Origin of the sequence: Limosilactobacillus walteri (genome assembly GCF_014830205.1) — a bacterium.
Taxonomy (GTDB): Bacteria; Bacillota; Bacilli; order Lactobacillales; family Lactobacillaceae; genus Limosilactobacillus; species Limosilactobacillus walteri.
Genome location: NZ_QORN01000030.1, coordinates 1 through 17,416, shown reverse-complemented (window position 1 = coordinate 17,416; position 17,416 = coordinate 1). Strand labels below are relative to the sequence as shown.

General features: G+C 40.3%; 15 protein-coding genes and 1 pseudogene. 12 read left to right on the top strand and 4 right to left on the bottom strand.

Annotation, left to right across the window (positions count from 1 at the left end):
* Positions 1-3: 3 nt before the first annotated feature.
* The gene (locus DTK66_RS07970; RefSeq protein ID WP_191668338.1) at positions 4-1,434 is read right to left on the bottom strand and encodes a glycoside hydrolase family 32 protein; all 1,431 of its coding nucleotides are present in this window, start codon (positions 1,432-1,434) and stop codon (positions 4-6) included.
* 356 nt (positions 1,435-1,790) lie between these two features.
* On the opposite strand from DTK66_RS07970, the gene DTK66_RS07965 reads away from it, so the two are divergent.
* Entirely contained in the window at positions 1,791-3,089 is a 1,299-nt protein-coding gene (locus tag DTK66_RS07965) for a glutamate--cysteine ligase (protein ID WP_191668324.1), read from the top strand.
* Between the two features lie 49 nt (positions 3,090-3,138).
* Here DTK66_RS07965 and DTK66_RS07960 read toward each other — a convergent pair.
* Positions 3,139-3,267 (bottom strand): annotated as a pseudogene (locus DTK66_RS07960) (DUF436 family protein); the annotation flags it as partial.
* A 205-nt stretch (positions 3,268-3,472) separates the two neighbouring features.
* On the opposite strand from DTK66_RS07960, the gene DTK66_RS07955 reads away from it, so the two are divergent.
* The 9 genes from DTK66_RS07955 to DTK66_RS07915 all read left to right on the top strand — a co-directional run bounded on the left by DTK66_RS07955 (position 3,473) and on the right by DTK66_RS07915 (position 13,411).
* Positions 3,473-4,336 carry a GRP family sugar transporter gene (locus tag DTK66_RS07955; RefSeq protein ID WP_225209047.1) on the top strand — a complete coding sequence of 288 codons (864 nt, stop codon included), beginning with the start codon at positions 3,473-3,475 and terminating at the stop codon, positions 4,334-4,336.
* A 237-nt stretch (positions 4,337-4,573) separates the two neighbouring features.
* The gene (locus DTK66_RS07950) at positions 4,574-5,395 is read left to right on the top strand and encodes a MerR family transcriptional regulator (RefSeq protein ID WP_191668323.1); all 822 of its coding nucleotides are present in this window, start codon (positions 4,574-4,576) and stop codon (positions 5,393-5,395) included.
* A 75-nt stretch (positions 5,396-5,470) separates the two neighbouring features.
* Positions 5,471-6,988: a TerB N-terminal domain-containing protein gene (locus DTK66_RS07945; protein WP_191668322.1), complete on the top strand. Its 1,518-nt coding sequence runs from the start codon at positions 5,471-5,473 to the stop codon at positions 6,986-6,988.
* Positions 6,989-7,000: 12 nt separating this feature from the next.
* Positions 7,001-8,332 (top strand): ATP-binding protein, encoded by a 1,332-nt coding sequence (locus DTK66_RS07940; RefSeq protein WP_191668321.1) that lies wholly within the window; start codon positions 7,001-7,003, stop codon positions 8,330-8,332.
* A 35-nt stretch (positions 8,333-8,367) separates the two neighbouring features.
* A complete protein-coding gene (locus DTK66_RS07935; RefSeq protein WP_191668320.1) occupies positions 8,368-10,602 on the top strand; it encodes a DEAD/DEAH box helicase in 2,235 nt (744 codons plus the stop codon).
* Between the two features lie 129 nt (positions 10,603-10,731).
* The gene (locus DTK66_RS07930; protein WP_191668319.1) at positions 10,732-11,418 is read left to right on the top strand and encodes an AzlC family ABC transporter permease; all 687 of its coding nucleotides are present in this window, start codon (positions 10,732-10,734) and stop codon (positions 11,416-11,418) included.
* The gene (locus DTK66_RS07925; protein ID WP_191668318.1) at positions 11,415-11,738 is read left to right on the top strand and encodes a branched-chain amino acid transporter permease; all 324 of its coding nucleotides are present in this window, start codon (positions 11,415-11,417) and stop codon (positions 11,736-11,738) included. The genes DTK66_RS07930 and DTK66_RS07925 overlap by 4 nt, the downstream gene beginning before the upstream one ends.
* A 143-nt stretch (positions 11,739-11,881) precedes the next feature.
* Positions 11,882-12,934: a LysM peptidoglycan-binding domain-containing protein gene (locus DTK66_RS07920; RefSeq protein WP_191668317.1), complete on the top strand. Its 1,053-nt coding sequence runs from the start codon at positions 11,882-11,884 to the stop codon at positions 12,932-12,934.
* 12 nt (positions 12,935-12,946) lie between these two features.
* Positions 12,947-13,411, top strand: coding sequence for a hypothetical protein (locus DTK66_RS07915; RefSeq protein ID WP_191668316.1), 465 nt, complete (start codon positions 12,947-12,949; stop codon positions 13,409-13,411).
* A gap of 159 nt (positions 13,412-13,570) precedes the next feature.
* On the opposite strand, the gene DTK66_RS07910 is transcribed toward DTK66_RS07915, so the two are convergent.
* Together DTK66_RS07910 and DTK66_RS07905 are read right to left on the bottom strand one after the other, a co-directional pair.
* Positions 13,571-14,674, bottom strand: a complete 1,104-nt coding sequence (locus DTK66_RS07910) for a low temperature requirement protein A (RefSeq protein WP_225209046.1) — start codon at positions 14,672-14,674, stop codon at positions 13,571-13,573.
* Between the two features lie 53 nt (positions 14,675-14,727).
* On the bottom strand, positions 14,728-15,654 hold the full coding sequence (locus DTK66_RS07905; RefSeq protein WP_191668315.1) for a magnesium transporter CorA family protein: 927 nt from the start codon (positions 15,652-15,654) through the stop codon (positions 14,728-14,730).
* 215 nt (positions 15,655-15,869) lie between these two features.
* Between DTK66_RS07905 and DTK66_RS07900 the strand changes: the two genes are divergently transcribed.
* Both DTK66_RS07900 and DTK66_RS07895 read left to right on the top strand, forming a co-directional pair.
* Positions 15,870-16,394 (top strand): GNAT family N-acetyltransferase, encoded by a 525-nt coding sequence (locus DTK66_RS07900; RefSeq protein ID WP_191668314.1) that lies wholly within the window; start codon positions 15,870-15,872, stop codon positions 16,392-16,394.
* Positions 16,395-16,782: 388 nt separating this feature from the next.
* Positions 16,783-17,358 carry a DUF4767 domain-containing protein gene (locus DTK66_RS07895; RefSeq protein ID WP_191668313.1) on the top strand — a complete coding sequence of 192 codons (576 nt, stop codon included), beginning with the start codon at positions 16,783-16,785 and terminating at the stop codon, positions 17,356-17,358.
* Positions 17,359-17,416: the final 58 nt, after the last annotated feature.

Genomic DNA, 17,416 nt, shown 5'->3' with positions numbered 1-17,416 from the left:
TAGTTATCCTTTCGTGTCTAGGTGATAAGCCTTGATCGCCGTAGCAATTGGCTTGTTAGCATCGACTTTAGTTATAATTGTTTGATGATTGTTATAGTAACGTTCAGTAAAAGTAGCGGCACCATCATTAACAAAAATTTCTACAGAACTAGTATCAACAAAAATTCGTACTTGTAGTTGAGTGACCTGCCCGATGGAAGCATAACGGTCAGTGGCTTGATTGTGCTGACGGACAGTAATTTCGCCAGATGCTTGATCATAACTGAAAACAATAAGCGAATGAGTAGAATTAGCAAGTTCCCAGCTAACTCGACTACCATAATCAGGCAGGTTAAAGGTGAGATTCCATTCAACGTGTTGCGGATCTGGAACCGCAAATTGCTGAGACTCATGAATACTTGCGGTAGTATTGAGTACTTCTCTAGTACGAAGCAATTTTGTTTCTTGAGCAGGAATCGCGCCGACTTGATTATGATGCAAAATTAATTCTCGGGGAAGGGTTAACGCGCCAGCCCACCCATCCGCTTGCTCTGGCATTGATTTATCAAAAGAACTAAACCAGCCAAATTGAATACGCCGCCCATCCGGTGTTAAAAATGATTGAGGCGCGTAGAAATTGTGTCCATCGTCTAACAAGTGGAGATCATTATGGGTAAAGTGAGCATTATCATAATCGAAATGGCCCACAAAGGCAGCCGACTGATTTAGGTTAAGGAAACGGTGGCGCTGGGGCTTGATTCCCATCGGCGAGCATGTAAGAACATCTTGCCCATTGATCCGGAAGAAATCGGGACATTCCCACATTGAGCCTTCAAGCTTGATATCTTTTGCTTTTGCTATCGCTCCACGGTATTCCCAGTGTAAAAGATCACTAGACTGATAAAGTAAAATCCGGGCGCGGTTATTTTGCTGTTCCCGACTACCAAGAACTAGGTAATAGTGGTCACCGTGTTGCCAAACTTTTGGATCACGAAAATCTTGACTATTGTCTTTTGGCGCTTCGATTATGGGATTATGGTCATATTTTGTAAAGTGAATACCATCATCGCTATATGCCACATTTTGATTTTCCCAAAAGTGATTTTGATCACCGTCGTCGTAATAATGATGTCCGGTGTAAATTAAATATAAGCGGTTATCTTTAACAATCGCTGAACCAGAAAAACAACCGCCTGCGTCCTCAGAATCTCCGGGAACCAAAGCTACGGGCAAATTTTCCCAATGAACCAGGTCTTTGCTGCGGACATGCCCCCAGTGCATCGGTCCCCATTCAGCGGAGTAAGGATGATACTGGTAAAAAACATGATAATAACCTTTAAAGAAACAAAGACCATTCGGATCATTTAACCATCCGCCCGGCGTTTGAATATGATAATGTTCACGGTAACGGGTATTTGTAATCTTTATGACACGTGATTCATCGAATTTACGCAAATCGACCGCCATCCTTTTTATTTGAATTATTCTCCAAAATATTGTAAGCGCTTGCTACAAAATTGTCAATCGTTTATCAAAAAAAGAAATATCATTTAAATTAAAAGAGCATGATCTCAGATATCGAAATCATGCTCTTAATAGTTTAATTAGATTTTTAATAGAGATTCATATTGGGAAGAATAAAGTCGTCGAAGTACTAATATAATTATTATTAAAATTTATAAAGTTAGCATTTGTTTGAAGATTCTAATTTTTTTATCATTATCGACTAATGACTAGTGTATAATGATAAAAATTATTTAGTAAGCTAACGTTAAGAAGCTCCTATAGGTATGATTGGAGGTAAGGCTAGTATGTTAAGTGAATTTGGAAAGAAAATTATTAATCAAAATTGTGAAAATTTATTAGCTGATTTTTTAATTGGACTTGAAGTTGAACGGCAACGGATCGACTCGCATGGACAGATTAGTTCATTTCCTTATCCCAAAAATATTGGTAACCAGCAAACTAATTCATGGATTACTAATGACTTTATGGAAACGATGGCGGAGGTTGTGACACCAGTAGCGACAAATCCCGAAGACGCATTATCGTATCTTGAAAAAATAAGTAATGTTTTAAGAAGAGAACTCCATAATAATGAATATCTATGGCCGTTATCGATGCCTCCAGAATTACCCCAAGATCATAGCCAAGTTAAGATTGCCTGTGCTAGTGATGAAAAACGTAATTATTTTTTGACGTGGTTAAAATCGCATGAGTTACAAGAAGCAACGCCTTGTGGAATCCATGTTAACTTAGGATTAAATCCGCAACTTGCAAAGGAACTATCGACCGCGGAAAAGAATCGGTTATATATTCTACTGGCGCAAGGATTTTTACGTTATCGGTTTATGTTAACTTATTTCTTTGGAGCCAGTCCGTTAGCAGAACAGAACTACTTTTTAAATCATCAGGGACCGCAACGGCTAGTTCGAAGTATCCGTCAGAGTACTTATGGTTTTGGTACAAAGTATGATGGTGACTTTTCAGATGTCGAGCACTATCAAGAGCGCATTTTAGCAGGAATTAGAGAAGGGAAGCTGTTGGCAGAACATGATTTTCATTCGCCCGTTCGCCTGCGAAAAAGCGGCAGTATAAAGAACCTTGCAACGACAGGGCCGACATATTTAGAATTGCGGATGTTAGACCTTAATCCATGGGCAAGCATTGGGATTAGCAGTGATGCACTTAATTTATTACGCTTGATGGCGGCTTACTTTTTAGCCAGTGAGGCAACTTCCTATAACTTGCCAGAATTTAACAAAATGAATGAGCAAGTTGCGTTAGAATCGCCTAGTGATCATTGCCGATACCAAAATAAAATTCTGACCTTTTTAAAGGAATTAAGACAGTTTGCGGCAACAATTCAAGCTAGCCAAAGTACTTATGATCTGCTTGATCGCTTAGAAGTTGTTGCTTACCAGCCTTCTTTAACAATTAATGCCCGCTTAGTAAATGAAATTCAGGATAATTCGTTAACGCCATTTGCAATCAAACAAGCACGATTGTTTCAACAGCGATCGGCATTAGCACAAAATGTGTATGAAGGTTTCCGCCATGGAAGTATCCCGTCAGCAGAAGAGCTAGCGCAAGCTTTAGCAATGCAATAAAAATGTAACAAGCAGATGACTATTTATCACCAAATGGATTCCCCATCCTTGCATGTAAAGAAGGAAACACGGTTACTTGCTCAAAATGACGCGCTTTTGCCATGATTCGTTCTACAACAAGAGCTCTATTGAGATGTTCACAGCCTTGAACTGCCCAATGAAGCTGGCGTTTTCGTAAGGATTAAAACCATTAACTATAATTTTTAAATTGAAGAAAGCGCTATCTAAGATTGTGATATACTTAACTATAGAAAGTTCTTAAGTGAGGCGGGGGAAAGTTAGTTATTGATTTATTTTAAAAATTTTAATGAGATACTACGGACCTATCGCTTTTCTGAAGAACAGGATTGTGATAGGTTTTGTATTTTATTAAGGGAGTGGGTATGATGGCCTTTACTGATATTTTGATTGCTTTGATTCCGGCGTTTGGGTTAGGTTTTCAAGTTATCTGTATGCAGTTAATTGGTGGTAAGTATACTAATAAGGTAATGGGGATGGCGATTGTCACCCTATTAGTTGGAATTGGGGTGTATTTTATTAAACAGCCAGTGTTGACGCCAGCATTATGGATCGGTGCTGCTTTGAGCGGAATTGGTTTTTGTGTGGGAATCATCTTACAAGTTAAGAGTTTTTCGCTTGTTGGTGTTTCAATGACCATGCCGATTTCAGTTGGTGAGCAACTTGTGGGAACGGCGTTGATTGGGGCAATTTGCTTTCACGAATGGACGACTGCCAATCAGTGGATGTTAGGAATTGGCGCACTTGTCCTAATCGTAGTCGGCATTGCTATGACGGCTTATCAAGAGCAGAGTGATCAAGGAAGCAACGTTAAGAAGGGAATGCTTTATCTTTTAGTTTCTTCAATTGGGTTTGTTGCTTACGCTTCATTTCCGACCGCATTTCACCTTAGCGGCTGGGATGTTGTCTTTCCCCAGGCTGTTGCTATTTTTATCACGATGATTATCCTTTGCTCATTTGAACATGATAGTCAATTGTTTGCCAAGAAGACATGGCAGAACATGGCCACTGGTGTATGTTTTGCTATTGCTAACCTTGGGATTATCTTTTCTAATGAAATTAACGGGGTTGCTGTTGGTTACACAATTTCGCAGTTAAATGTTGTTATTTCAACGTTAGGTGGTTTGTGGATTCTACATGAAGCTAAGACCCCTAAGGAAGTGCGGTTTATTATTGCTGGGGTAATTTTAGTTGTTGCTGGTGGAGTAATGATTGGAATTACTAAATAATCACCGTGTCCCGACTTTTAATTCTGTCATTAAGCGAGTTTTAAACATTAATATAAAAATGAGGGCGCATGACAGACGCCCTGCACAAGTACAAAGCGGACTCTAACGTTCAGATTTTATGAACACTAGCGTCTTTTTATTTGTCGCTAATTAAGTCTTGACTGTAACGCTAGGTTACAGTTTATGATTTAATCATAGTAAATAACAAGAATTTTTAATAATGAAAGGAAAAGTATAATGGTGCAGCAGGAATTAATGACAATTTCGCAATTTGCTAAGGTTGTTGGCACAAGTCGGCGAACATTAATTTTTTATGATCAAAAAGGTATCTTTAAACCAGCGAAAATAATGACTAATGGTTACCGCTATTACAAATATGAGCAAATTTATCAAATAAACTTTATTTTGGGGTTACGGGAGCTAGGTCTTTCGGTAGAAGAGATAAAAGATTATTTAAATGATAGCAGTTCCGAAGCACTGAATAAGAAGCTTAGTGCATTAAAAGAGAAAGTTCAGCTTCGGATAAAGAACTTGCAGCAGGTTTTAACAATCCTAAACCAAAAAGAAGAGAACAACCTCCAATTAGCCAATGTTGATTTTTATGTCGCTACACGGTGTTATTTACCGCATCGTGAATTTTGGTGCTCAGATTTTAAAGTTGACTGTTCTGAACAAGAAATTGCCCAGGCATATAGTAGTTTTTACCAGCAACTAGGAACCGGAGCGATGGCGGATAAAAGATTATCCGGGTTTTTGACCGACTTGCCCCAAGCTCAGGCTAACCAATATGCAGATTCTGGTTTTCGTATTATTAAAGAAAAATCTTTCGATAATCAGTTAAGTGTTCCTGTTATTGACCAGCAAAATGGGGAATATGTTGTTGTGAAAGTTAAAAATGATGAAGCGGGTATTGAAAAAGGTCTTGCAGCAATTCGTCAGCTTGTGGCCGATTTAGGCGTGACAATCGGGTCAAACCTCTGGCAATACAACTTAGGAGTTGATATCAAACGCCTTGGTTTAACGGAAAACAGTATTTTAGCTTATCGTATTCTTCAGTAATTTAGTCATTGTCTTGGTAAGGCAGATGTAATATAATAGCTATGCGAACAAATGTTCAAGAAGGAGGGAGTAATCATGAGCCAGCATAATGAGGATCAGCACAGTGAGCAATTTATCTATGTTCCTCCAGTTGCACAAAAGAATGTTTACCATGACATACCGTTATCTTTTTCCAAACGATCCCCGTTGTTTAAGAGTTCTCGTCAGCTTCCTCCAGCGATTTTAAAAATGAATTCCTTATATGACTATACATTACCGCCACTTACTGGCAGGGCGAAGAATTTTTATTTTCAGGGACAAAGTGTTGCAGAATACCATGATAATTATGATTACCAAGGTGTTTTTCACCGTTACTTTCCGACATACCATGATATGACGACCGCCCAACTCCGCGGCTATTTTACTTGGCGGACAAAGATTCGTGCTAGTGAATTTCATGAGACATCGGCATCATTTGTTTATGTGTACCTTTATGAATTGATTAATCAGATTGGCGTTGAGTCACCATTAGCAGGCTACGATAAATTAACCGCATTTAAGACTGGTTATGCTGATTTTATGGATGCCCGCATGGTTAAAAATTTAGACCAATGGCTTCGTGATTACGTGGTTTATTACCAACTGGGACCAGAATATATTAAAAAGCACTTTGCAGATCAGATAAAAAAGGACACAGCTTATAATAAGCTGTTAAATGTTACTGATACGCCAGCAACGGATGTCTTAGCAGCATTAGATTCTTTATCGTCTTATCATTTTGATCACTGTCCGTTAGCCCGCCAAGATCCTGAGCTATTGGCGGCTATCGTTAAGCGTGTGTGGCAACGGTTATGTTCACTAGCTGATGAAGATATAGGTAGTGATTTACTCGGTTGGCAAGGAGAAATTACTAGCCGGCCATTTGCTAATGCAATTTTTTATGATCGGCGGGTTAACAAGCCTTTTACTTGTTTAATAGATGCGCAGTGTAGTTATTCGTATCAACGAGGAAAGTGGGTTTACCAGTACTATCTGCCGGCAAAACGCCAAGCGCAAAAGATTGGTAGTCTTCTTCATGAGATTGACCGGCTTGTTCGACAAGTGTTTCATCTTGGTCGCCAATTAAAGCCGCGGCCATTTAGGGAAAAATTACTTGTGGAAATTGAGCCGGCGATTTTAGAGGCCCAACGGCAGCTCAAGATTGCGCGACGGCCACAAGTTAAAATTGACTTAACCCACCTTGATCAAATTCGGGCTGATGCTTCGGTTACCCAGGATAGCTTGTTAACTGATGAGGAACGTCAAGCCGAAAAAGATGAAGAAAGAAAGGAAATTAGCAAGAACGCTCAAAAGTCAACGACCGCAATTGATGTGCCAGCAGATAATAACCTTAACTTATCGCCAGCTGAGCAATACCTTTTGAATAGCTTATTAAATGGGCAAGAATGGGCGGCGTATTTTAAGCAGCGGCATATAATGGTAAGTATTGTTGTTGATCGTATTAATGACAAATTATTCGATGAAATTGGTGATACTGTTATTGAATTTGATGAGGACGACCAGCCTTACATTATCGAAGACTATTTTGAAGATGTTAAAACGTTAATTAGTTAAAGGAGGAGCAACATGCCAGAAAATCGTAAACGAGTACCAAAGAGGATCGCTCAAACAATCCTAACGTCCCTAAAAGGCGGGGTTGTTCCGCGGATTGGCCTCCCGTATATAACAGTTGGGCGAAAAGATGAAATTGCTGCTTTACTGCATGACGTTGATATCATAGCGGCTGGTGGGGCTTCATTTCGGTTTATTGTTGGGCGCTACGGCTCGGGTAAAAGTTTTCTTCTTCAAGCAATGCGTAATTATATTATGGATAAAGGCTTTATTGTTGTTGATGGCGATCTCTCGCCTGAACGCCGGTTGCATGGAAATAATGGGCAAGGATTAGCGACTTACCGTGAATTAATCCAGAATTTATCAACTAAAACTCGTCCGGAAGGCGGGGCATTAAACCTTGTGCTTGATCGCTGGATTAATTCCGTACAGACCAAAGTGGCAAGTGAACAAGGTGTCTCGCCAGCCGATCCAGCATTTCCATTGGCGGTGGATAAGGAGATTTATAAGGTAATTACTTCCCTAAATGAGCTGGTTCATGGGTTTGATTTTGCTGAATTATTAAAGATGTACTATCAAGCGTATATCAACGATGACCAAGCAACCAAGGCTAAGGTTACCAAGTGGTTTCGTGGTGAATATGATCGTAAAACTGATGCTAAAAAAGAACTGGGAATTAATATTATTATTACGGATGATGATTGGTATGAATACCTAAAGCTATTTGCGTTATTCTTTCGGCAAGCTGGTTATCAAGGGCTAGTAATAATGATTGATGAACTCGTTAATATTTACAAAATCCCCAATAGTATTAGTCGCCAATATAACTATGAAAAGATCTTGACAATGTACAATGACGCATTACAAGGAAAAGCAAAATATCTGGGGATTATGATGGGCGGTACTCCTCAGGCAATTGAGGATCGGCGGCGTGGTGTTTATAGCTATGAGGCCTTGCGCTCACGGTTAGCAGAAGGTAAGTTTTCACAAGATGGTGCTCGCGATATGTATGCTCCGGTGATTAAGCTCGAACCGTTGACAGCTGAAGAAATGTTGGTATTAGTTGAAAAATTAGCCGATATGCATGCCAGCCTTTATAGCTATGACCGCTCAATTACTGAGCCTGATTTAGCGACCTTTATCAAGATTGAATATGGGCGGATTGGGGCAAGTGCTAATATTACCCCGCGGGAAGTGATTCGGGATTTTATTGAGTTATTAGATATTCTCTGGCAAAATCCCCAAACTGATATTAAGTCCTTATTAGAATCTGACAAATTTAACTATAATCAATCAACCGCGGTATCCAATGAGACAGATGATAATTTCGCGGAGTTTAAAATTTAAAGTGAAAGTTTAAAGATATAAGGGAGGTGAGCTATTTGGATGTATTTTCACGGTATGCCCCATTTATTCAAGATTATATCTACAATCAGGGGTGGCAAAGTTTACGGGCAATTCAACAGGCGGCAGGTGAGGCAATTTTTAATCGCGATGAGAATGTATTGCTTTCAGCGCCAACTGCATCGGGGAAGACTGAGGCGGCCTTTTTTCCAATTCTTTCATTAATGAGTGAAGAGCCTCCTGCTTCGGTGGGGTGTTTATATATCGCCCCGTTAAAGGCGCTGATCAATGACCAATATCAACGTTTACGCGACCTTTGCCATGAACCGGGTATTCCGGTCTGGCGTTGGCACGGGGATGTTGCTCAATCCCAAAAACGCAAATTACTTCGGCATCCGTCTGGCGTTTTACAAATCACGCCGGAATCATTAGAGTCTTTAATGTTAAATAAGCATATGGATATTCCCAACCTCTTTGGGGATTTACGCTTTATCGTAATTGATGAGATCCATTCCATGCTTCGAGGGGATCGTGGCGGACAGACTTTTTGCCTAATTGAACGTTTAGCTAAATTAGCTGGGTGTCATCCCCGCCGAATAGGCTTATCAGCGACAATTGGTGATCCGCGGGCAGCTGGTCAATTACTATCTGCAGGTACTGATAAGGGGACAATTATTCCTAAGATTGCAGACACGCATGAAGTCTGGCGTTTATCGATGGAACATTTCTATAAGGATCCTGTTCAAGCAGGGGATAGCGCGCAAGAACGTGATGCCCAGCCAGTATTAGACCAAGCAACGGATAAGGCCCCCACGATGGCTGATCCAGGCTTGGCTTATGTCTTTGAACATACTCGCGGTAAAAAATGTTTAGTTTTTACTAATAGTCGTGAAGAATGTGAAGCCGTATGTCAATCATTGCGGGCCTATTGCGAAGCCAACCATGAACCCGATCGTTTTATGATCCATCACGGTAACCTTTCAACTGCTTTTCGCCAAACTGCGGAGGAAGCGATGCGTGATGATAATTCGTTAATGACTACTTGTGCGACAGCAACCCTAGAATTAGGAATTGATATCGGCCGGTTAGAACGAGCATTTCAAATTGAGGCGCCCTTTACGGTTTCTGGATTTCTCCAACGGATGGGGAGGACTGGTCGTCGTGGCGATCCACCGGAGATGTGGTTTGTGATGCGCGAAGAACATCCCGAATCACGGGCAATGTTACCAGAATTAATTCCCTGGCCGCTAATTCAAGGAATCGCTCTTGTTCAGTTATATCTTGAAGAACGGTTTGTTGAACCACCACGAACAGGGCGGTTGCCGTACAGCCTTCTTTATCATCAGACGATGAGTACGGTTGCCGCTAATGGGGAAATGACACCGGCTGAACTAGCTTCACGGATTTTACCCCTCTCACCTTTCCGTAATATAACTCAGGATGACTATCGTATTTTATTAAAACACTTAATTGCGATTGATCACCTCCAGCAAACTGAAAACGGGGGCTTAATTGTTGGACTAGCGGGGGAACGTGTCGTTAATAACTTTAAGTTTTATGCTGTTTTTCAGGAAAACGAAGAATTTAGCGTTCATTCTGGTTCTGAGGAACTGGGCACGATTGTTAAACCGCCTCCCGTAGGTGATAAGATTGCCATTGCTGGTCGTGTTTGGGTGGTTGAAGATGTTGATCGGCAACGCCACCAAGTGTATTGCCATGAAGTCAAAGGACGGATTCCGGCATATTTTGGGGATGTTGCCGGGGACATTCATCCACGGATTTTAGAGCGGATGCGTCAAGTCCTCACAGAAGATAAAAAATACCCTTACTTAATGGCAAACGCCTCAGCCCGTTTACGTGAAGCACGGGAAACTGCCCGGCTTGCGGGAATGCTAAAGAACCCATTAATTAACCTTGGTGGTAAAATGTGGTGTCTTTTTCCTTGGACGGGGACATATTCGTTTTTAGCGTTAGAACGGTTATTACGGTTAAAATGTGCGGGGCGCTTAGGCTTACGTGGCTTTAATTCAGTTCGTCCCTACTATATGGAATTTTCGATGGACGCGACAGCAGACGAATTTTACCAAATTATGGCCGAAGAAGCTGCTAAATCCTTCGACCCAATTGATTTAGTTTTTGAAAATGAAGTCCCGTTTTTTGATAAGTATGACCAGTACGTCCCTGATGAGTTAATCAAAAAGGGCTTTGCTCAAGGTGTACTAGATATTGCCGAGATGCGTCGGTGCGTGCAAGGAATGGTTCAAAATAAATAACCTCAAACTAGTTCAGAACGATTTGAAGCCGTTCTGAGCTTTTTTAATCTGTATGGCAAAATTTCCCTTGTACGCAAATGAAAGAACTTTTAGAATATAAAACAAATATTTTAAGAGGAGGGGACATAGATGTCTAAAGAAGCAAGGTACGCTTTACAAAAGACGGTTCCGATAATTCTTGGCTTTTTATTTTTGGGGACGAGCTACGGAATTTATATGCATAAACTAGGTTTCAACTTTTTATATCCGCTCTTAATGGCGGCAATTATTTTTGCCGGTTCAATTGAATTTGTGATTGGTAACTTATTGATACAGCATTTTCAACCACTAACGGTGTTAATTCTTACCTTATTAGTAAACTCACGGCATATTTTTTATGGAATAACGATGCTCAAGAAGTATTCACATACGGGAAGGCTCAAGCCGTTTTTGATTTACGGGATGTGTGATGAATCATTTTCCCTAAATGCTACTCTTGAAGTTCCGCAAGAATTAGACCGACCACGAGTTTACTTCTATGTAACCCTTTTTAACTATTGCAGCTGGGTTATTGGTGCAGGGCTTGGGGGTCTATTAGGCGGTTTGATCCGCTTAGACCTCCAGGGACTTGATTTTGTAATGACTGCCTTATTCATCGTCCTTTTTACTGAACAGCTCAAGTCACTGAAGTCACAAAAGAATGCCCTTATCGGTTTTGCTTTTGCTGTTCTTGGCTTATTTGTCTGTGGGCAAAATACTTTCCTCCTGGTAACCCTTTTATTATTAGTAATTGCCTTTTCGATTAATTATTATTGGAAAGCAGGTGCTAGCAAATGACAATTACACAGCAAATTCTTTCGATTCTAATTGCAGCCGCTGTCACAATGGCAACACGGTTTATCCCGTTTTTAATGTTTGACCAGTCAAAGCCGCTTTCGCCGTATATTGAACGATTAGGGCAATTTCTTCCTGCAGCGATTATGGGAGTGCTGGTTGTTTATTGCTATCGAAACCTATCATTTGCCGTACCGCAAAAAGCTTTAATTGAAATTGGGGCGGGGCTCTTGACCCTTGTTATCCACTTATGGAAAGGAAATATGCCTTTATCAATTTTAACGGGTACAGGGGTATATATGCTGCTAATTAATTTCCTGTAATAAGGTGCCTGACGCTTGCTTTGATTCGGCGGGCGTCTTTTTTGTGCGCCCGCCATAATCTTTCGTCTATTGAACGCTTTACTAGTAAGCAGTAAAATAAAAAAATGTATTAATAGGTTTTTATGGTTAGGGAGGATATTTTTATGAAAATCAGTAAAAAACAACTTGCCGCAACATTGATGACGACTATTTTAGCCGGTTCAGTAATGGTTGGTTCAGTTGTAACGGCTGGTGCTAATAATGTAAGCGGCTCACCAGAAGAGCAAGCTGATATTACCAACTGGATTGCTAATACACCAGAACAAATCTCAAATAATATGGCGATGCAGCATATTAATACCAATAATTTAAATGGTACTCGTTACATTATCCAGTGGGGCGATACGTTATCAGGTATTTCTGCGGCAACTGGGATTTCGGTTGCTAAGCTTTGTTACGATAATAATATTCAGAATGCAAATCTAATTTTCGCGGGGGATGTATTGATTTTAGATCGGACTGGTAGTGTTCCGGCGGGCTATAATCCAAACGTTGATCCGTACGCCGTTGCGCAAACGAAGGTCACTATTAATAATGGGCCAACAACTGTTAATATTGCGGTTCAGCCCCAATCAATTGTTAAAAATTACGATCAGACAGATAATTCTGATCACTCAACGACAATCTACAAGGCGGGCGCAACTAATAACAATAGTAACAATAATGACGAAAATGAAAGCAGCCAATCCAGCACTACCAAGTCAACTAAGAAGCACCATTCTTCATCAGTTAGTGCGGCTGATATTGTTAGTGGTTTAAACGATGCTAATGAAAATAGTAAGTTATCATTTGACGAAGGTAATGGCGGTAATGATGCTGATGAACTTGACGTTAATTCAGCGGCTATTTTGAAGAATGCCAAGAAAGATAATTATGATGCTATTTTGAGCGAGATTGAAAGTGCGCTTGGCTCAAAGGCTAAGAAAGATATTACGATTTACATCGAAAAAGATGGCAATGAAATTCACGTTTACGCTAGCGTAAGTGATGATGATAGTAGTAGCAATAGCAGCAGCACCAAAGATAGTAGCAGTGAGGACAGCAGTAGTACGGACAGTGATAGCGATAGTGACAGTAGCCAAAGCAGCAGTGACGAGGACAGCAATAGTCAAGCCACTACTAGTGATCAGGATACCGATACGTCCGATGACGAATAATAGGGGATAAAAATGCAAAAGAAAACAAAGATTATTATTTCTATTATTGTTGCTCTTGTTGTAATTTGTGGCGGCTTTTATCTTTACGCTAGTCATTCAGTTGCTAAGCGGCTGCCAGGCCATGTTTATGAGTACACTTCTGTTTCGGGGAATCAAAATGCTTACATGACCTTTGCCCAAAGCGGTGACCAAGTTGTTGTTACTCCAGATAAGAGTGAGGCACTGAAAGCCAACAATAGTGCTAATGATTTCCAAGAAGTATACCAAGACAATGCAAAAGACGGGCGGTGGAATTATAAAGCTCAGGGAAGCAAATTAACGCTATCCAAGCTTCAAAATGGTAAGGTTTCCCTGTGGCAATATAACCGCATGCTTGCTTTTGGTAAGAAGATGCGGGCGGGCAGCTTTACCTACCAAATTGCTAATGCTGGTCAAGGTGTGGACCATAAAGCAACAAAATTTGAACAAATTCGTTGATAATAATGACAGCTGGTGTATGTATTTTCTCTTTCCTCATCGTAGGAAGGGGGGACTGTGATCCAGTTGAAAATGCGACAACACAGTACAAAAAGGGACGCTAGAGTTCGGAAAAGTCCGGACTTAGCGCCCCTTTTAATGTTCAGCTGAACATGGCTGTTATTTTATTGTACGGTGTAACCGATACTCCATGAAGCAAAATTCAATCACATTCGTTAGCATAAAAGCAGTCATTAACCCTAAATTGCTATTGCGCCATAATAAGGCCATGGCACAACCAAAGATGAGGACAACTGCCATTGTCAGTAGATCACGACTACTGAGAGAAAGGTGTTGATGGTTATAGGATCCATATAACCATAAGCAGACATAGAAGACGATTAAGTTGGTAGCGATAAAGCCGCTCAAAAATAACCGCGAAACTTCATCATTAGCCATGTAAATTGTCCCCGCAGTAATTGAAAGTAAGCTAATAATCATAACCACGTGAGTATACATTGCAATAAAGCCACGGGTGGATTGGTGATGATTTAAGAAGCGTTCGACTAATAGGGTGTATACGCCAAAGAGGGCCGCAACACCAACAAAAATCGCAATTGGCAGGGGTGAATAAATGGCACCCTTAAAGTAATGGGTAATATTAACGAGGGTCTCACCAAAAGTAATGATAATAATCAAACTTAACCGTTCAACTAAGTGGGGGAAGTTGACCTGCTCTGGCTTAAACATTTTATATATAACTGTAGGCATAAGAAAACCGATCAAGCCACCGATAATGCAAAGATAAATCCCATAGCGGTAGCCGATAGTTAGTCCGGCGATAAGGAAGATAAATTCGAGGCTGAGAGCAATTAAAAATGCCCGCAAGTCCCTATTCTTACCCGGTTGACGATCGGAGCCGAAGTAATACTGGCCAATTAGGTTAGCAACCGTAAGAGCTACCGCAAGATTAAAAGTGTGGAAGGTTAAGCGCCACTCTGTATTAATGTTGTTAGCTAAATAAGTTGCCGCAAACATACTAATTAACAGGCCGATGGTATCAATCATCCGGCTAGTACCAAAGCGATTTATATACAAGGTTTGGTACAGCCAGATTTGTAAAACAAAAATAACGACAATAATAAATTCACCATAAGTTTTCAGTGGCAAACTGCCGTTAACAGGGTGGTGAATCATTAATGTAATTCTTGCAATAGCATAAACAAAGATTAAATCATAAAACAGTTCAAGCATGGAAACACGCTTGGCAACGATTTTTTTCATGATAGAATTTCCCTTCTTTAAGTAATGCCATCATCATACCATAGGAAAATTCATTATTTAATATATTGTTTGCGGCGGAGAATATAGGCGACCAATAGCGACAAAATTAAGGCAACGGCCAGAATTATCCAAAAACCATAAAAATCATCTTTCCAGGGAAGGCCACCGACGTTCATCCCCATAAACCCAGTAACTAATGCTGCAACTGCGATAACTAAGCCTGCCGAGTCCAGAAATTTCATTAAGCTATTTAAATTACTATCCATCATTGCAGTGAAAAGACTGCTGATTGATTCAAGGAGGTCACGGAAGATATGAATGGTCTTAGTTAACCGTCGCTGTTGAACTGCTAATTCTTGGCAAGTTTCTGTTGATACTTGCTGACAAAATTTAGATTTGACAAAAGAGGCAATTGTTGATGCTTGGTCATTCATCGTGTGTTCAAAAAAGACCAGTTTCCGTGTCAAAGTTGTTAATTCACGTAGCCGCTTGTTATTGAAGCCTTGTCTTGCGGCATTATCTAATTCATCAATTTGTTTTTTATAGCCGATAAGCGTTCGCATAACCTTGTATTGACATTGCAACAGGTAATTAAAAAGAATTGTTTTTAAGTCAGTATAGTTGCTCCTGATAACTTTTTCGCAGATTTCTTCGCTGTCTGTGCAAATAATCAAGTGGTTGTCGTCAAAAACGATTACCGAGGGCGCAAGTTGATTTTCAATGTGGTTAAAAGAAGTAATAAAATCGTATATCACAAGGAGAAATGGCGAATTTAATACCTTGCTGGCTGTTTGATGAAAACGAGATACTTCTTCTGGGGAGGAGTGGTATTGAAAAGTAAACTTATTTAAGTCAAAAGCCTGACAGACATCTTGAATTTCCTGCTTGGTTGGTTTGGTTAAAACGACTAAGCTCGAATTTTTGAGGGCCACCGTTGTTTCACGGGGTCCCGAGTTCGAGATTAAATATTTGTTAAGCATAATAAATACCTCATTTTTAAGCGCTAGCATCCTAATTATAATTATGCCAATAAAAATTGAATAATATACGCACGAAAGCCAAAGAGAATATTAAGAAATGAAAACGCAGTGATAATTGCTTTAAGCTTATTTAAAGCACCGCTGTTGAAGATAATTATCATGCTAAAATAACCGTATCGTAATCTACTGAAGCTGCGAAATTAGGAGGGATCATTATGGCGATTTACTTACGGCGGGCAACTTTGAATGACTTGGATGCTATTATGACGATTATTGACCAGGCGCGCGTGTTGCTAAAAGAAAATGGCAATCCGCAGTGGCAGGACGGCCACCCCTTCACGAAGACTATCGCCAATGATATTCAGCAGGGATACAGCTGGGTATTAATTGATGGTCAACAAGTTGTGGGAACGGCAGCTTTACAATTAACTCCCGAGCAAACCTATGCTGATATTAAAGATGGGGAATGGGCAAGACCAAACGAGCCGTATGCAATTATCCATCGGGTTGCTGCCTTGCCGTCACAAAGCGGCCAAAGCCTTGGTAAATTTATTTTCTCTAACCTAATCACGGTCGGGTACCTCCAAGGAGTACGGAATTTTCGTTATGATACCCACTACAAAAATCTGCCGGTACAAAAAATTGGTAAGGACATCGGTTTCGTTAAACGCGGTACTATCTATATTGATGATAAAATTGACGATAAACATATGGGATTTGAATTAAACCTGCCAAATTGAAGCGGACACTAGCTTGCTGATGTGATATAGTAAAGGTGTAATTTTTTAAGCAAAGCGAGGGAGAATCATGGCTAAATACACTGTTGAATTGAGTGCTGAAGACATCCAAATGATTAAGGATTGTCACTCAAAGAACCCTTCAATTATGAAGGCAATGAATGACGCTAAAAAAGTTGAAGACTAATTTATGAAGAAAGCGGGAAATAATCTTCTTGACAAGGTCGGCTAAGCTGGAATAATGATGAGCACGTTGCAGATTGATTATTGTTCGGGCTTAGACTTGAGCTTTGTGGTTATTTACCGCGCTATCTTGCTATTGTTCATTAAACATAGTAGAGACTGAGAGAAACTAAGTTTTTTTCAGTCTCTTTTATCTGGGGGAGTAACATTGAAAAAAGCAATTACTATTCTCACGATTACGGCAATGGGAGCAATGATCGCCGGATGTGGGAATCAAAACACAGCACAAAATAGCAATCGGAATGAATCGGAAAGTAGTCAGCAAGCTGCTAATAGTCAACCAGTTAACTCAACAAGCGCTAGTAGCAGCTCACATCATGATGAAGCATTGTGGAATAACCAAAAAGATGAACAACTAGCTTCATTTATGGAAAAGTGGGGACCCACAATGCACCAGTCATATGAACGATATGATGGTCATAATGCGATAAAAGTCATAACCGGAGTCACCTATCCAACCGATTTCAGCCAGGAGCAAGTTGAAGGTCAAGCCGGTTTAATTGGGTGGGCACCAACTGGCAAGGGTGACTATGAATATAATGTTGTTGCGATCTATAATCATGACGGGACTGAACCGCCAGAGAATCGGATCACATATTTCTTTGCCTTTCATAACGGTAAACCAATAGTCCTTGTTGACCAGTCGACTAATGGCTATCCAGATTGTCAACCGACTCACAATAGCGACCTGCAAAGTAATTTTGAACGAATTGCAAATCAATAATAAAAAAGCAATCTCAGCGAAAGAAAAGTTGAGATTGCTTTTATAAATTAGAAAGTTA

What these genes read in the sequence shown, in the direction of transcription:
- DTK66_RS07900 (WP_191668314.1), top strand. Translation starts at nt 15,870, where the DNA reads ATGGCGATTTACTTACGGCGGGCAACTTTGAATGACTTGGATGCTATT.
- DTK66_RS07965 (WP_191668324.1), top strand. Translation starts at nt 1,791, where the DNA reads ATGTTAAGTGAATTTGGAAAGAAAATTATTAATCAAAATTGTGAAAAT.
- DTK66_RS07950 (WP_191668323.1), top strand. Translation starts at nt 4,574, where the DNA reads ATGGTGCAGCAGGAATTAATGACAATTTCGCAATTTGCTAAGGTTGTT.
- DTK66_RS07910 (WP_225209046.1), bottom strand. Translation starts at nt 14,674, where the DNA reads ATGAAAAAAATCGTTGCCAAGCGTGTTTCCATGCTTGAACTGTTTTAT.
- DTK66_RS07915 (WP_191668316.1), top strand. Translation starts at nt 12,947, where the DNA reads ATGCAAAAGAAAACAAAGATTATTATTTCTATTATTGTTGCTCTTGTT.
- DTK66_RS07955 (WP_225209047.1), top strand. Translation starts at nt 3,473, where the DNA reads ATGATGGCCTTTACTGATATTTTGATTGCTTTGATTCCGGCGTTTGGG.
- DTK66_RS07920 (WP_191668317.1), top strand. Translation starts at nt 11,882, where the DNA reads ATGAAAATCAGTAAAAAACAACTTGCCGCAACATTGATGACGACTATT.
- DTK66_RS07930 (WP_191668319.1), top strand. Translation starts at nt 10,732, where the DNA reads ATGTCTAAAGAAGCAAGGTACGCTTTACAAAAGACGGTTCCGATAATT.
- DTK66_RS07905 (WP_191668315.1), bottom strand. Translation starts at nt 15,654, where the DNA reads ATGCTTAACAAATATTTAATCTCGAACTCGGGACCCCGTGAAACAACG.
- DTK66_RS07925 (WP_191668318.1), top strand. Translation starts at nt 11,415, where the DNA reads ATGACAATTACACAGCAAATTCTTTCGATTCTAATTGCAGCCGCTGTC.
- DTK66_RS07940 (WP_191668321.1), top strand. Translation starts at nt 7,001, where the DNA reads ATGCCAGAAAATCGTAAACGAGTACCAAAGAGGATCGCTCAAACAATC.
- DTK66_RS07945 (WP_191668322.1), top strand. Translation starts at nt 5,471, where the DNA reads ATGAGCCAGCATAATGAGGATCAGCACAGTGAGCAATTTATCTATGTT.